Origin of the sequence: Sphingobacterium haloxyli, assembly GCF_002980525.1 — a bacterium.
Classification (GTDB): Bacteria; Bacteroidota; Bacteroidia; order Sphingobacteriales; family Sphingobacteriaceae; genus Sphingobacterium; species Sphingobacterium haloxyli.
On record NZ_PVBQ01000014.1, the window covers coordinates 17,262 to 31,060 of the forward strand.

Annotated in this window: 16 protein-coding genes; 14 read left to right on the plus strand and 2 right to left on the minus strand. The window is 41.4% G+C overall.

What is annotated here, in order from left to right:
* Positions 1-85 precede the first annotated feature (85 nt).
* The gene (locus C5745_RS15415; RefSeq protein ID WP_105717907.1) at positions 86-634 is read left to right on the plus strand and encodes an RNA polymerase sigma factor; all 549 of its coding nucleotides are present in this window, start codon (positions 86-88) and stop codon (positions 632-634) included.
* Positions 624-1,265 carry an anti-sigma factor gene (locus tag C5745_RS15420; RefSeq protein WP_105717908.1) on the plus strand — a complete coding sequence of 214 codons (642 nt, stop codon included), beginning with the start codon at positions 624-626 and terminating at the stop codon, positions 1,263-1,265. The genes C5745_RS15415 and C5745_RS15420 overlap by 11 nt, the downstream gene beginning before the upstream one ends.
* Positions 1,266-1,609: 344 nt before the next feature.
* On the opposite strand, the gene C5745_RS15425 is transcribed toward C5745_RS15420, so the two are convergent.
* The gene (locus C5745_RS15425; protein WP_105717909.1) at positions 1,610-1,984 is read right to left on the minus strand and encodes a DUF3127 domain-containing protein; all 375 of its coding nucleotides are present in this window, start codon (positions 1,982-1,984) and stop codon (positions 1,610-1,612) included.
* Between the two features lie 71 nt (positions 1,985-2,055).
* Between C5745_RS15425 and C5745_RS15430 the strand changes: the two genes are divergently transcribed.
* The 5 genes from C5745_RS15430 (at position 2,056) to C5745_RS15450 (ending at position 6,506) form a co-directional block, all read left to right on the plus strand.
* Positions 2,056-3,315, plus strand: a complete 1,260-nt coding sequence (locus tag C5745_RS15430; protein WP_105717983.1) for a THUMP domain-containing class I SAM-dependent RNA methyltransferase — start codon at positions 2,056-2,058, stop codon at positions 3,313-3,315.
* Complete coding sequence (locus tag C5745_RS15435; RefSeq protein WP_105717910.1) at positions 3,305-3,961, plus strand: HD domain-containing protein; 657 nt, start codon at positions 3,305-3,307, stop codon at positions 3,959-3,961. The genes C5745_RS15430 and C5745_RS15435 overlap by 11 nt, the downstream gene beginning before the upstream one ends.
* An 85-nt stretch (positions 3,962-4,046) precedes the next feature.
* A complete protein-coding gene (locus C5745_RS15440; protein WP_105717984.1) occupies positions 4,047-4,808 on the plus strand; it encodes a glycerophosphodiester phosphodiesterase family protein in 762 nt (253 codons plus the stop codon).
* A gap of 6 nt (positions 4,809-4,814) precedes the next feature.
* The gene (locus C5745_RS15445; protein ID WP_105717911.1) at positions 4,815-5,654 is read left to right on the plus strand and encodes a phosphodiester glycosidase family protein; all 840 of its coding nucleotides are present in this window, start codon (positions 4,815-4,817) and stop codon (positions 5,652-5,654) included.
* A 15-nt stretch (positions 5,655-5,669) separates the two neighbouring features.
* The gene (locus C5745_RS15450; RefSeq protein ID WP_105717912.1) at positions 5,670-6,506 is read left to right on the plus strand and encodes an endonuclease/exonuclease/phosphatase family protein; all 837 of its coding nucleotides are present in this window, start codon (positions 5,670-5,672) and stop codon (positions 6,504-6,506) included.
* 26 nt (positions 6,507-6,532) lie between these two features.
* Here C5745_RS15450 and C5745_RS15455 read toward each other — a convergent pair whose 3' ends face one another.
* Positions 6,533-7,390, minus strand: coding sequence for a M23 family metallopeptidase (locus C5745_RS15455; RefSeq protein ID WP_105717913.1), 858 nt, complete (start codon positions 7,388-7,390; stop codon positions 6,533-6,535).
* Positions 7,391-7,523: 133 nt separating this feature from the next.
* Between C5745_RS15455 and mutY the strand changes: the two genes are divergently transcribed.
* From mutY to C5745_RS15490, 7 genes are all read left to right on the plus strand, one after another.
* Positions 7,524-8,600: an A/G-specific adenine glycosylase gene (mutY, locus tag C5745_RS15460; RefSeq protein ID WP_105717914.1), complete on the plus strand. Its 1,077-nt coding sequence runs from the start codon at positions 7,524-7,526 to the stop codon at positions 8,598-8,600.
* A gap of 76 nt (positions 8,601-8,676) precedes the next feature.
* Positions 8,677-9,123, plus strand: coding sequence for a single-stranded DNA-binding protein (locus C5745_RS15465; RefSeq protein WP_105717915.1), 447 nt, complete (start codon positions 8,677-8,679; stop codon positions 9,121-9,123).
* A 95-nt stretch (positions 9,124-9,218) separates the two neighbouring features.
* Positions 9,219-10,256, plus strand: a complete 1,038-nt coding sequence (pheS, locus tag C5745_RS15470; RefSeq protein ID WP_105717916.1) for a phenylalanine--tRNA ligase subunit alpha — start codon at positions 9,219-9,221, stop codon at positions 10,254-10,256.
* A 16-nt stretch (positions 10,257-10,272) separates the two neighbouring features.
* Entirely contained in the window at positions 10,273-10,854 is a 582-nt protein-coding gene (locus C5745_RS15475) for a TetR/AcrR family transcriptional regulator (protein WP_105717917.1), read from the plus strand.
* Positions 10,855-11,126: 272 nt separating this feature from the next.
* Positions 11,127-12,539, plus strand: a complete 1,413-nt coding sequence (rlmD, locus tag C5745_RS15480; protein WP_105717918.1) for a 23S rRNA (uracil(1939)-C(5))-methyltransferase RlmD — start codon at positions 11,127-11,129, stop codon at positions 12,537-12,539.
* An 8-nt stretch (positions 12,540-12,547) separates the two neighbouring features.
* On the plus strand, positions 12,548-12,940 hold the full coding sequence (locus tag C5745_RS15485) for a hypothetical protein (RefSeq protein ID WP_105717919.1): 393 nt from the start codon (positions 12,548-12,550) through the stop codon (positions 12,938-12,940).
* 64 nt (positions 12,941-13,004) lie between these two features.
* Complete coding sequence (locus C5745_RS15490) at positions 13,005-13,769, plus strand: hypothetical protein (RefSeq protein WP_105717920.1); 765 nt, start codon at positions 13,005-13,007, stop codon at positions 13,767-13,769.
* Positions 13,770-13,799 lie beyond the last annotated feature (30 nt).

Here is a 13,799-nt window from a genome sequence, read left to right on the forward strand (position 1 = left end):
GTTGAGGCAAAGAAGCTGCCTCGGTAAATATAGTTTTCTTATGGAATTTGCTATCTTTCAGCATCCTATTATTGGGTAATAGCATATGGACGAAAAAGAACAACTCGTATATTATAAGCAGACTGGCGATTTGCATGTATTGGGACAGCTTTATGCTCCCTATATGTCTTTGCTATACGGTGTGTGTTTTAAGTACTTTCAGGAGCAGACAGCGAGTCAGGATGCGGTGATGCAGATCTTTGAACAACTGGTACATAAGCTTCGTGTACATGAGGTGGATAATTTCAAAAGTTGGTTGTATGTGTTTGCTCGAAATTATTGCTTGATGGAACTTCGAAAGCAGAAAGGCAAAATGCATGTGGATATCGAAGAGAATATGTCCGAAAGCGAACAGAAGCTCGTAACGGAAGACGAGAGGAAATGGACGGAAGATGATTTCGAAAAAATACACGAGTGTTTAGCGTCTCTTTCTATAGAGCAGGCTGCCTGTGTGCGGTTGTTTTATCTAGAGCAAAAGTGTTATAAAGACATTGCGGAGGCGACGGGGTACGATTTGAGTAAAGTGAAAAGCTATATCCAAAATGGGAAAAGAAACTTGAAAATTTGTATGGAGAAGGGGAAACATGGAAAATAACTATCAGCTGTCAAGAATACATAACTATATACATGGCTTAATGAGCCGGGAAGAGATGCATGCGCTGGAGCGAGAAGCCCTGGAAGATCCCTTCTTGCAGGATGCGATTGATGGCTACAAGATGCAACGTGGAGTTGATGTGAAATCGTTGAGCCTATTGCAACAACGGCTGGAGCGGCGCATAGCGGCGCATAGCCAACGTAAAAACAGATTCTATTTTAGTTGGCAGCGTTTGGCCATAGGAACGGTAGCGGCGGTGATGTTTATTGCAGTATGTACACTCATATTAATCCGTCACTTTCCAAATAGGCAGCACTCCAATTTGACCGAAGTAGAATTGATGGATGATGCACTCCTACAGACCGTTGTATATGCGTTGCCTGCCGGTGACGCACGGCCGATAGATGGTTGGGAGGCATTTTCCGCGTTTGTATCAACGCATTATTCAGGTGCAAATACGGAAAAACGATTAGAGGTTCGCTTCAAAGTTGGGCAAGATGGGCTCCCCTATGATGTACGACCACAGGTAGCCAAGAACCACCCAATCTATCAAGAGATCATACAAGTCTTACAAAAGGGACCCAAGTGGGAAGGGAAAGAAGGAGCTATTGAAATCGTGTTTCCGGAGTGATTTTGCATTTTCTTTTTCTCCGCGAAAAAGAAACAAAACCGAACGAAGTGAGCTCATGGACACCAGAATAAACACTTGTCCATAAAGCTCGTCGCTGCGGATATTTGAGAGGATGGAATCGTGCTAAGGATGTGTTTCTACATACCTCAAACATCCGAAGGCGACATTTATTGTTAATTTGAGGATAGTGCAATTGCGTGGATAAGAGCGATTAGTAATGCTTCGCGGTTATGCGGAGTAAAATGGCCTTGTATTGCAAGGTAACCATGATGAACATAAATATTAAATAAAAAAGCAGCCTCTAGGGGCTGCTTCTTATTTTCAACACTTTAAGTGTTATTATGTTAAAAAGGTAAATCGTCATCATCCGCTCCGGAGGACGCTATATCGACAGGAGGCATATCCATTTGACCTGGCGCTTGAGCCTGTTGTGGCGTGTTGGCAAGCTTTGTTACTCTCCACGCTACCAATGAATTGAAATAGGTAGTAACACCTTCTTTATTTGTCCATGGACGACCGCGTAGGTTAAACGACACTTCTATATCATCGCCAACGGCCAAGTTATCAAATATACTAACGCGATCTTGCGTTGCCTCAAAACGAATGTATTCTACAAATTGTGGGTTTTCTGCGTAAGCAACAATTAGATCTCTTTTTTTGAAAGATTCAGTAACTTGTTGCGTAGCGCCTATCTCATGAACTTTTCCTCTTATTTCCATATCAAAAACGTATTAAACTGTAAAATTAAGCATTTTTTGCTAAGCAGAATAAGTAACTTTGCAAAAATATGATGGAAGTTTTCAACACACCCAATAAAGTTATCATTACGTGCAATAGACGGTTATCGCCTTATTTGGCACAAGAAGTTGAAGCGCTGGGCTTTGATATTGTCCGTGCTTTTAATACAGGCGTAGAGGTTAATGCCTCTGTAAATGCATGTATGCGGTTGAACCTAAATTTGCGTACAGCGAGTCAAGTCCTTTATGAAATAAAGTCATTTCACGCCAAGAATGCCGATGAACTTTATCAAGCGTTAGTAACTATTGCATGGGAAGAGCTGCTGCCTTTTGATGGTTATTTCTCGGTTACATCGAATGTGCACAATGAGACGATTACGACGCCGCTATTTGCGAATGTCAAGGTAAAAGATGCGATTGTAGATCGCATCAAAGATAAAAAAGGTGTACGGCCCAATACCGGACCAGAATTAACCCAAGCAGTCATTCACCTGCATTGGATAGCGGATAGAGCAGAGATTTTTCTAGATACTTCCGGCGAAACGCTTGCAAAACATGGCTATCGCAAACATCCCGGTAAAGCGCCTATGTTAGAAGCACTGGCTGCTGCGACTATTATGGCTACCCAGTGGGATGGGAAATCATCTTTCGTAAATCCTATGTGCGGATCGGGAACCCTAGCCATTGAGGCTGCTCTGATGGCACAAAAGCGTATGCCTGGTTTGCTACGGATGAATTATGCGTTCATGCATCTCATTGGTTATGACGAGGAAGTGTTTTTCGAAGAACGTCGCCGATTAAAGGAATTGACCGACAAAAAGAATCTCCCACATATTATTGCTTCGGATATATCAGATATGGCGATAGACATCGCGAAATCGAATGCGAAGACGGCAGGTGTAGAACATTTGATCACATTTGAAGTAGGCGATTTTGCGAAAACGACCATTCCGGGTGAAAGCGGCGTTATTATGTTTAATCCCGAATATGGCGAGCGTTTAGGAGTACATACTAAACTGGAAGCAACCTATAAAAGGATTGGGGACTTTATGAAGCAGGAATGCAAGGGATATCGAGGTTATATCTTTACCGGGAATCTCGATTTAGCCAAAAAGATTGGCTTGCAAGCTTCCCGAAGATTTGAGTTTTTTAACGGCAAACTAGACTGCCGGCTATTGCAGTATGAGCTGTACGAGGGTTCGAAAGAGAAGTCTGCCGCATCCGAAGTACGCGAGGACTCAAAAGAGCGATCAACCGGAGGTAAAATACATAAACTCATTCGGGTACGGAATAAGGATAATAATGATAGATAACAAGGCAATTATACAGCAAACGGCAGTATTCGTTCAGGAAAGGTTGAAAAACGCCGAAGCGGGACATGATTGGTGGCATATTCAGCGTGTATGGAACAACACAAAGTTGATCTTGGAAACGGAGGACGCTGATATATTGGTTTGTGAATTGACCGCATTGCTACATGATATTGCCGATAGCAAATTTCATCATGGTGACGAACAGATTGGTCCACGGATAGCAGGGGAGTTCCTACAGCATATTGGATTGGATAAAGGCCGGATAGAACATGTGCAGCAGATTATATTCAATATGTCTTTCAAGGCGTCTTTAGGACAGGTCGATTTTCATTCCAAAGAATTGGAGATTGTACAAGATGCGGATCGTTTGGACGCTATTGGTGCTATCGGCATTGCGCGCGCTTTTCATTATGGAGGATTTAAGAATCGAGAAATATACAATCCTGATATTATTCCCCAGCAAAAACTTAGTAAGGAGGTATATAAAAATACGACGGCGCCAACCATAAATCATTTTTATGAAAAGCTGTTGCTGTTACGGGATAAAATGAACACCGCTACGGCCAAACAGATAGCAGCGGAGCGCCATCATTTTATGGAATCATTTTTGCAACAATTTTATGGCGAATGGAACGGAGAAAGGTGATTTAACACTATCTTAATCCGAATTCGGTATATTCGTAAAAAATTAAATCATAACTCCATCAGAGTATACCTTATTCATGTACGATATGAAACCGACATTAGTAATCCTTACTTTATTAACAGTCATACACGTTGGCGCCATGGCGCAAACAGAAATGATTGCACATCGCGGATCCTGGAAAAACACCAAAGTACCTCAAAATTCACTTGCTTCCTTAAGTAAAGCTATAGAGCAAGGAGCTTGGGGTGCGGAATTTGACGTGCATCTAACAAAAGACGATGTATTGGTGGTCACCCATGACCAGGACTTTTATGGAATTGATATAGCGACCTCAACCTACCAAGAATTGCTTGCCAAGAAACACCCTAATGGTGAAAGTATTCCTACCGCAGAAGAATATCTAAAAAAAGGGTTGACACAGAAAAAAACCAAGTTGATTTATGAGCTTAAAACGAACAAACTTGGTACAGAACGAACATTGAAGGCAGCGGAGCTAACGGTAGCGTTAGTGAAGAAATTGAAAGCCGGAAAACAAGTAGAATATATTGCGTTCAGTTACGATGCTTGTTTGAAATTTAAGGAACTGGATAAAAAAGCGAAAGTTCACTACCTCAATGGTGATAAGTCTCCTCAGGAAATAAAAGAAGCAGGTTTAAGTGGGCTTGATTATCACCTGTCTGTTTATAAGAAACATCCTGAATGGCTTGGAGAAGCGAAGAAACTGCAACTAAAAACCAATGTGTGGACGGTAAATCGGGAGGATGATATGCATTATTTTATCGATCAAAAGATTGATTATATTACGACGGATGAGCCAGAGTTACTTAACCGCATTCTAAAAAAGTAATTTTCAATGTATCGTCCAATAATAAATATTCTTGTTGGTATTTTTCTTTTTGTTACCGCTGGGTTCGCGCAAGAGAATCAAGACTCGCTATTAGTCGCTACAAAAGACTGGAAAATAACGAAAGTAAAAAAAGGCGTCGTATGGAAGCAAGGACATTTTCATAATCTCTTTGATAGCGAGCAAGAGATCAACTACGTGGAAATAGATCTTAAAAGGAACTTGAAAAAACTTTATTTAGCCGCGGAGCCTTCTGAGTTGAAGCCTACTTCACAGTTGGCATCCGAGCATCAGGCGTTGGTTGCAGTGAACGGTGGTTTCTTTGATATGAAAAATGGTGGTGCAACTGATTTTATACAGGTGGATAATAAAGTGGTCAACCGTACAAGAAAAAAATCAGAACGTGGTAATGCGCTGCTTTTGCTTTCGAAAAAAGAAATAAAGATTAAAGCGGCGACGGATACCTTATATGAGGCGGAGCATTATCCCAATGTCATGCTTTCTGGGCCATTGCTTATCGTGAATAGCAAGCCTTATCCATTAGCCAAAAATGCCTTCAACGATAACAGGCATCCACGTACGGCGGCCGCACTGACAGAAAACGGTAAATTGCTTCTATTTGTTGTTGACGGGAGGAATAAATCTTCGCACGGTATGAATCTCCATGAGCTCTCGCGTGTATTGCGGTGGTTGGGAGCGAAGGAGGCGATGAATCTTGACGGCGGAGGTAGTTCGACACTGTATATAAAAGGTGCAACCGGCAACGGTGTGGTAAACCACCCATCAGATAACAAATTGTTTGATCACGAGGGAGAACGCGCGGTGGCTAACATCATTTATCTCAAATAATAATATTTTTATGCTATGAAGAAGATTCCTTTATCACTCTTACTCCTTTTCATATTTTCTTATATCTTGTCAGCACAAGAGCTCACGGTAGCTTCTTTTAATATACGTTTAAAGACAACATCGGATGTGGGAAACTTATGGGACGACCGGAAGCTGGCGGTCACCAATCTTATCCAATTTCATGAATTCGATATTTTTGGTATTCAGGAAGGGTTTTACGACCAGGTGCAGGACATCAAAACGCAGTTACCCGATTTTAAATACATCGGTGTAGGACGTGATGATGGTGCACAGAAAGGAGAGCATTCGGCTATTTTTTTCAATGCAAGACGTTTTAAATTAATTAAAGATGGAACGTTTTGGCTTTCGGGTACAGATACCGAAAAGCCTAACAAAGGGTGGGATGCAGCTTTGCCAAGAATTTGCACATGGGGTGTATTTGAAGATACCGAGAATAGCAAGCAATTTATCTTCATGAATACGCATTTTGACCATCGGGGAATTGAGGCGCGTCGTGAAAGCGCAAAGCTTATTTTAGAAAAAGCAAAAGAACTAGCAGAAGATTTGCCCATCATCTTGACCGGCGATTTTAATGTTGATGAAACCAACGAAGCATATTTTACGCTGGCCAAAAGTGGGATCGTAGAAGACACCTATGACCAGGCAAAAATCGTGTACGAACCGAATTCCTCTTTTAATGCGTGGGGAAAAGGAATCAAGCCGAAGCAGCGTATCGATCATATTTTTATTACTAAGCCGTTCACTGTATATAAATATGGTATCTTAACGGATACGTATATGGGCAAATTTCCTTCGGATCATTTTCCCATAGTTAGTGTGTTGCAGTGGTAAGCTCTTGTGCTTAATTTCTTACAACCTTACAACGAAAAGTATTTGGACGGGTTGAGTTTCCTGCTATTTAAGAGAACTTCATAGTGCAGATGTGGGCCAGTGCTCCGGCCAGTACTGCCAAGTAAACCAACAATATCTCCTGCTTCCACTGCCTGTCCTTTTTTGACACGTGTTCGGGTCAAGTGTGCATAACGGGTTTCGTATCCGTTGTTGTGTTTTACCATAACCACATACCCGTAAGCTCCTTTCCAACCCGCAAAAGTAACTCTTCCTTTTGCAGTAGCTTTAACTGGATCCCCTGTTCTTCCTTTTAGGTCTACACCCTGATGCATTTCACGGCCGCGGTTTGTAAAGGGGTTCCGACGATATCCATAGGACGATGTAATTCGCCCATGGTGTGGGCGACCTAGCGGTAAGCCATCTAACTTGGATTCTAGGTCTGCTAATTGCTTTTTGTAAAACGCAGAAAGCTCTACTAGATCATCATCGTTTTTTTCCACTGGCCCTCCCATATTAGGATTCATCTTAATTTCCTTTAGTCCCCGCTTTTTCATCTTTTGGTTGATGCGGTCAATGGTACTATCAATGGAGTTGAACGATTTCTTTATTTCCTCGGTTGTGAGCTGATTGTTGAACTCATCCAATTCCAGCAGACGATTTTCAGCTTTCAGCTTATTTAATTTTTGGTCATAGACCTTTATATATTTTTCAGATGTTCTTTGCTTAACCACGTAGACGACGGATAACACCGTTATCGCGGAGAGGGAAAGAAAGGAACATAGGATTTTTTTCCAGTGAGTGACGACGAACGTGGGTACCTGCATTCTCTTGGTAGATGTACCATCCGGTTCGACGAAAAGCACGGCGGTTTTTTTCTTTAGCATGAGCTTCAACAATAAAAACTTTTATGATACGAAAGCACAAAGGTAATGTATCAAGCTCTGTGTAGTCAATATTTTACATATTTTAACATTTTTTAGGACTCTTTTTATTATAAAAAAATAGGCAACTTTGTGCATGTCATTCGCTGTAAAATTAATGAATTGGTACCGTGAGAAAGGGCGTGATCTGCCTTGGAGAACCACGCATGACGCTTATATTATCTGGCTTTCGGAGATTATCTTACAACAGACTAGAGTGGAGCAGGGAATGCCCTATTTCCACCGTTTTGTAGAGGCATTTCCAATTGTAACAAAATTTGCGCAAGCCGATGAAGAAGATATCCTACGGTTATGGCAAGGTTTAGGGTACTACTCGCGCGCCAGAAACATGCATAAAGCAGCCAAAATGGTCATGAGTGATTTTCAGGGCACGTTTCCGAATACCTATGGGGAAGCTATTCGTTTGCCCGGCGTTGGAGAATATACGGCAGCGGCCATCGCGTCTTTTTCGGCAAATGAACCACGGGCGGTAGTCGACGGAAACGTATATAGGGTATTGGCCCGCTACTTTGGGATAAACGAACCGATTAATTCCATACAAGGGAAAAGAATATTTGCCGAGATTGCCCACGACATGCTTGATAAGCGTAATCCCGGCATATACAATCAGGCCATTATGGATTTTGGAGCGTTGCAATGCAAACCTAAAAACCCGCTATGTGAGGATTGTATTTTTCGTGTGGAATGTGTCGCGTTTCAAAAAGGATTAGTCGATATGCTACCTGTGAAGTTAAAAGGGAAAGTAAGCCGCAATAGATATTTCCATTACTTTATCGTAAAGGAGGACGACAAGATTTTGATGTCAAAACGAGGACAAGGCGATGTATGGACAAACCTTTATGAATTTCCAATGATAGAGACAGCGGAGGACATTTCCTTGTCCGATTTAATGGCACATGCAGATTTTGTCCACTATTTTGATGAGAATACGGTTTTAGAGGTCGTAGGCAAGCAGATAAAACAAGTACTAAGCCATCAAAACATTTATGCACGTTTTTTTATCATTCGCGATTCCCGTGCTTTGAAAAAGAAAAAAAAGGACTGGAATTACTATTTTTGTGAAAAAATCGATAAATTAGCTAAGCATAAACTTATATTCTCTTTTCTGGAAAAAAATGTCCATCTCATCTCCGCTAATACTAGCGTGAAATAATAAATGTTCATTCTGACTATAGAGTATAATAATTTATTACAACAAGATACAGTTGATTAGCCCTAAATTATAAATTATGGCAAGTGTTAATAAAGTGATTTTAGTCGGGCATTTGGGAAAAGATCCCGAAGTGCGGTATTTAGACAACAATGTCTCCGTTTGTAGTTTTCCTTTTGCAACTTCTGAAACCTACACTAAAGACGGTGTACGGGTCCAACATACCGAATGGCACAATATTGTCATGTGGCGTAATCTAGCGGAAATGGCAGTTAAATATCTTCAAAAGGGGAAGTTGGCTTATATTGAAGGAAGGTTGCGAACCCGAAATTATGAGGATAAAGAAGGCACACGTAGGTATGTGACAGAGATCGTGGGCGAGAGTTTTAAGTTATTAGGACGTCCCTCTGATTTTGGACCAACGGGAAGATCTACATCGCAGGAAGAAGAAAAAAACGATGGTGGAAAAGACGAAGAGGTCGATTTTACAGAGAACAACGACGATGCAGATGGCTTGCCTTTTTAGTATGTCATAAATACTGGCGCTCAAGTCCTTTAGTGTGCTGGAATTTCGGCATAGCATCTTGTAATATTTTAATATTTTGCCGTATCTTTGGCACTATGTTGCAGGACAAAATTAAGCAGTTTACAGAAGAGATAAAGGGGTTTGCCCCCGTTTCGGCAGACGATGTTGAAAATTTTCGTTTAAAGTTCTTAGTTGCCAAGGGTATCGTTAAAGGGTTATTTGAAGAATTTAAAACGGTATCAGTCGAGGAAAAGCGCACGCTAGGCAAAGTTTTAAATGAGTTTAAGCTATTAGCCGAAAAAACATATAGCGACGCTCAAGCTCAGTTTGCGCAAACAGAAAAGAACCTGCAGCGTGAGGAAGGTGACTTGACGCTTCCTGGAGAGGGATTTCAATTGGGATCTCGGCATCCGCTCTCGTTAGTACGAAAAGAAATTGTAGAGATCTTCAAAAAGTTGGGCTTTATCGTGGCCGAAGGGCCAGAAATCGAAGACGATTGGCACAACTTCTCTGCACTTAATTTTCCTCCTGAACACCCTGCTCGGGATATGCAAGATACCTTTTTCGTAGAAAAGAAAGACGGGAATGACATCGCGTTACGTACACACACCTCTTCTGTTCAAGTCCGTTTAATGGAGATGGGAAAGCCGCCATTTCGAGCCATTATGCCGGGACGTGTTTACAGGAATGAAGCCATATCCGCTCGAGCGCACTGCTTTTTTCATCAAGTTGAGGGACTATACGTCGACGAAAATGTTTCTTTCGCAGACTTGAAGCAAACGTTATTTCATTTTGTGCAAGAATTATATGGCGAGGGAACAAAAGTACGTTTCCGTCCTTCATATTTTCCTTTCACTGAACCATCTGCCGAAATGGATATTTCTTGCACAATTTGTAAAGGAGAAGGATGTCAGCTCTGTAAATATTCCGGATGGGTGGAGATATTGGGGTGCGGTATGGTAGACCCTAATGTGTTAGAGAATTGCGGGATTGATAGTAAAAAATATTCGGGTTTCGCTTTCGGTATGGGTATCGAACGGATAACAAATTTGAAATACGAAATTCGGGATTTACGCTTGTTCTCTGAAAACGATGTCCGTTTCTTGTCGCAGTTTGAGACGGAACTTGTGTAATCTCCCCAATTAATATATGGAGTCTGACCAAGTCATATTATCAATAAAGAAATCTGCACGCGAACTTTTTAGACGCTACGGATATAACAAAACCAGTGTAAATGAACTGGCAAAACAGGCGCGTATTGCAAAAGCAACATTCTATAAACATTTCGCTAGTAAAGAGCTCATTCTGCATGAGGTACTGATGGATTATATCCGAGAGAACGTAGAAGACATCCTGAATAAAAACATCAGAGAAAAAGATCTTTCTACTTTTCTAGCGAATACGATTCTTCGTGTAAGCCGTGTGACTTACACCGTCTGTAATGAGTTTGTAGGGTGGGAGTTTATTCGGGAGTCGGCCAATGCGCAAGAGTACTTAAAGACACTTTCCGATGACTTGGAATTTCTACTACTTAGCTCTTTTATACAAAATGAAACTATTGCGCTAACTGTACCCGAAGAAAGATTAACCTTTCTGATCAAATCCAGTAAAAATATTGTGTTTTCGTTCGCGTTTACCGCAGTGACTGATGCCGATGTGCGTAAAAACTTTATTTCTTTTCAAAAGGAAATTCTCCCCTATCTGGTGCAAGCAACGTTATTGGAATCATAGTTCTTCTCCTTGTTTCTTGATAAAAATGAACGCGAAAAAACACAAGGTCGTTTTAATCCGCATAACCGCTATCAATTATTAATTGCTTTTATTTTACGCATCATACAATTGCACTATCCTTTATTAACATTAAATGCCGCATCCAAATATTTTACAACTGTACAAATTCATTCTTGGTACTACCCCAAATGTAAAATATTTGAAGCGGCGAGGTTTTTGCTTCTTTTTCACGGGGAAAAAGAAGATGAAAAATCCGTACTTTTGCACCCATTATGGGTAGACGAATTCCACAGGACAAGCGATTTGTATCCAATGTCCAAATTATCGATATAGCCGAAGAGGGAAAAGGGGTTGCCAAGCACGACGAATTAGTCTTGTTCATTGAGCAAGCCGTGCCTGGCGACGTCGCAGATGTTGAGCTGTTCCGGAAGAAGAAGAATTTTGCCGAGGGACGTTTGGTGGCATTAAAGGAAGCCTCGAAATATCGTATAGACCCTTTTTGCCCACATTTCGGTGTGTGTGGAGGATGTAAATGGCAACACATGGAATACCCTGCGCAGTTGTTGTTCAAGCAGCAACATGTCGAGAATGTGCTCAAGCGCTTAGGTAAAGTTGATGTTTCTTCCATGGAACCTATTCTTGCCTCGAGGGAAACAACGTATTATAGGAATAAACTGGAATTCACATTTTCTAATAAACGATGGCTGACGTCGGTGGATGAAGAAGTAAAGCCAGACGATTTAAACGCCCTAGGGTTTCACGTGCCAGGAAGGTTTGATAAGATTTTAGATATAGACCACTGCTTTCTGCAACAAGATCCATCCAATGCGATTCGAAATGCCGTGCGCTCTTTTGCCATAGCACAAGGAATCTCTTTTTATGATCTACGTGCACATGATGGTGCTTTGCGTAATCTAATTATCCGTACGTCTTCGACAGGAGAAGTGATGGTGATTGTTGTTTTCGCATATCCGGAAGAAGGACAGGTCGATTTATTGATGAACTACATCAACGAACAGCTTCCCGAACTCACCTCGCTGCTATACATCATTAATCAGAAGCGTAACGATACCATTTTTGATCAGGATATCCATACTTTTAGCGGCCGCGACTTTATCTATGAAGAAATGGAAGGATTAAAGTTCAAAGTGGGACCAAAGTCTTTTTATCAAACGAATTCTGCACAGGCGTACGAACTGTATAAGATAACACGTGAATTTGCCGGTTTAAAAGGAGACGAATTGGTTTATGATTTGTACACCGGAGCAGGAACGATTGCTAATTTTGTCGCCAGAATGGCGAGAGAGGTTGTGGGCGTCGAGTATGTGCCTTCTGCCATTGAAGATGCGAAGATCAATTCGCAAATCAATGGGATTGGCAACACGAAGTTCTACGCCGGAGACATGAAAGATGTTCTGACCGCGGATTTCATCAGCGAGCATGGTCGACCCGATGTTGTGATTACGGATCCGCCACGAGCAGGAATGCATCCAGATGTTGTGAACCGCATTTTGGAAATGGAGGCTAAAAAAGTGGTCTATGTAAGCTGCAACGCTGCAACTCAAGCTCGTGACATAGCTTTATTGCAAGAAAAATATAAGGTAGAACGTATCAAACCGGTGGACATGTTTCCACATACACAGCATGTAGAAAACGTTGTTTTATTAGTAAAAATTGAGGTGTAAGAGAAAATATGGATATAGAAGATTTAATGGGGAGGATGGCGTCGCCAGGCGATCCCACCGCAAACAGCCCTCTCAAAAGTTTGAAAGTTGATCTAGATTTTTACAGTGACTCCATAAAGGAGGTAGCTAGGGAGATGATAGCAGAGGGATACACCTTATATCCAATTTTTATTGCGCATCAACATGAGGTCAGTATAGGAGAGCTATTGTTAAATAAAGACGAATTGAATACACAGTGGACCATTAATGTGAGCTCGCTCGAGGAGTTTGTCGACCGTGGACTTGTCAAGGAAGACCGGAAAGACTACTTTATGAAGCATTTCAAAAGTTCTGATGAATATATGTGTCTCTTCGTTATCATACCGGAGGGGGCCAATTTCGTTTTCTATCCATATAACTAACTTTTAGTTAGATTTAGAACTTTTTAACATTGGTTACGCTAAAACATTTGCTAAATTTATATGAATGTATATAAATAAGAAATATATTTGGTTACTCGTGAGTTGTATAGCGTTCCTACTTACAGGAGCATCAAACACATATGCACAGCAGTCAAGCGGAGTTTCCGGTATCGTAGTAGAAAGGGGGGGGAGCGTACGTCTTTCGGAGGTAAATGTAACGAACCTGCGTACAAAAAAGCGTGTACAAACAAATACATTTGGGGTATTTATCATTGAGGCGTCTGTTGGAGACAGTCTTTCTTTGACAAAGACAGGTTATGGACCTGTGAAGACCGTTTTGCATACAAATGAGGATATCCTTGTTGAGATGCAGGCTGGCTTGACAATCGAGACGGTGGTTGTGAGTCGGATGAGCAAGGAAGCGGAGATGAGGGATATGTTGGACGATTACCGTAAGAAAGGAGTTTATAACGGTGGCAAAAATACAGTAGGCACTTACTTAGGTAGCCCAGCGACCGCATTGTATAATTTGTTTGGACGTGATGCAAAAAACGCAAAACGGTTTGCGAATTTAATGGACAGAGAACTTGAAGAAAGCCAAGTAGATCGAGTGTTTAACAAAACTACCGTGAAGTCCGTGATCAACCTAGAGGGAGATGAACTCCAGTCGTTTATGGATATGTATCGTCCTTCCTATAATATGGTTAAAAATTGGGGGCAATATGACTTCATGCATTATGTTAAGCGGTCGTTTGAAGCATGGGACAAAAACGGACGACCTCGTTCTGACCGTCTGCCGAAACTCGAAATTCCTCCACAAGAACGGTAGTCTTTGTTGACGGCATTCCCGCAAGTTTCC

What these genes read in the sequence shown, in the direction of transcription:
- C5745_RS15415 (WP_105717907.1), top strand. Translation starts at nt 86, where the DNA reads ATGGACGAAAAAGAACAACTCGTATATTATAAGCAGACTGGCGATTTG.
- C5745_RS15420 (WP_105717908.1), top strand. Translation starts at nt 624, where the DNA reads ATGGAAAATAACTATCAGCTGTCAAGAATACATAACTATATACATGGC.
- C5745_RS15425 (WP_105717909.1), bottom strand. Translation starts at nt 1,984, where the DNA reads ATGGAAATAAGAGGAAAAGTTCATGAGATAGGCGCTACGCAACAAGTT.
- C5745_RS15430 (WP_105717983.1), top strand. Translation starts at nt 2,056, where the DNA reads ATGGAAGTTTTCAACACACCCAATAAAGTTATCATTACGTGCAATAGA.
- C5745_RS15435 (WP_105717910.1), top strand. Translation starts at nt 3,305, where the DNA reads ATGATAGATAACAAGGCAATTATACAGCAAACGGCAGTATTCGTTCAG.
- C5745_RS15440 (WP_105717984.1), top strand. Translation starts at nt 4,047, where the DNA reads ATGAAACCGACATTAGTAATCCTTACTTTATTAACAGTCATACACGTT.
- C5745_RS15445 (WP_105717911.1), top strand. Translation starts at nt 4,815, where the DNA reads ATGTATCGTCCAATAATAAATATTCTTGTTGGTATTTTTCTTTTTGTT.
- C5745_RS15450 (WP_105717912.1), top strand. Translation starts at nt 5,670, where the DNA reads ATGAAGAAGATTCCTTTATCACTCTTACTCCTTTTCATATTTTCTTAT.
- C5745_RS15455 (WP_105717913.1), bottom strand. Translation starts at nt 7,390, where the DNA reads ATGCTAAAGAAAAAAACCGCCGTGCTTTTCGTCGAACCGGATGGTACA.
- mutY (WP_105717914.1), top strand. Translation starts at nt 7,524, where the DNA reads ATGTCATTCGCTGTAAAATTAATGAATTGGTACCGTGAGAAAGGGCGT.
- C5745_RS15465 (WP_105717915.1), top strand. Translation starts at nt 8,677, where the DNA reads ATGGCAAGTGTTAATAAAGTGATTTTAGTCGGGCATTTGGGAAAAGAT.
- pheS (WP_105717916.1), top strand. Translation starts at nt 9,219, where the DNA reads ATGTTGCAGGACAAAATTAAGCAGTTTACAGAAGAGATAAAGGGGTTT.
- C5745_RS15475 (WP_105717917.1), top strand. Translation starts at nt 10,273, where the DNA reads ATGGAGTCTGACCAAGTCATATTATCAATAAAGAAATCTGCACGCGAA.
- rlmD (WP_105717918.1), top strand. Translation starts at nt 11,127, where the DNA reads ATGGGTAGACGAATTCCACAGGACAAGCGATTTGTATCCAATGTCCAA.
- C5745_RS15485 (WP_105717919.1), top strand. Translation starts at nt 12,548, where the DNA reads ATGGATATAGAAGATTTAATGGGGAGGATGGCGTCGCCAGGCGATCCC.
- C5745_RS15490 (WP_105717920.1), top strand. Translation starts at nt 13,005, where the DNA reads ATGTATATAAATAAGAAATATATTTGGTTACTCGTGAGTTGTATAGCG.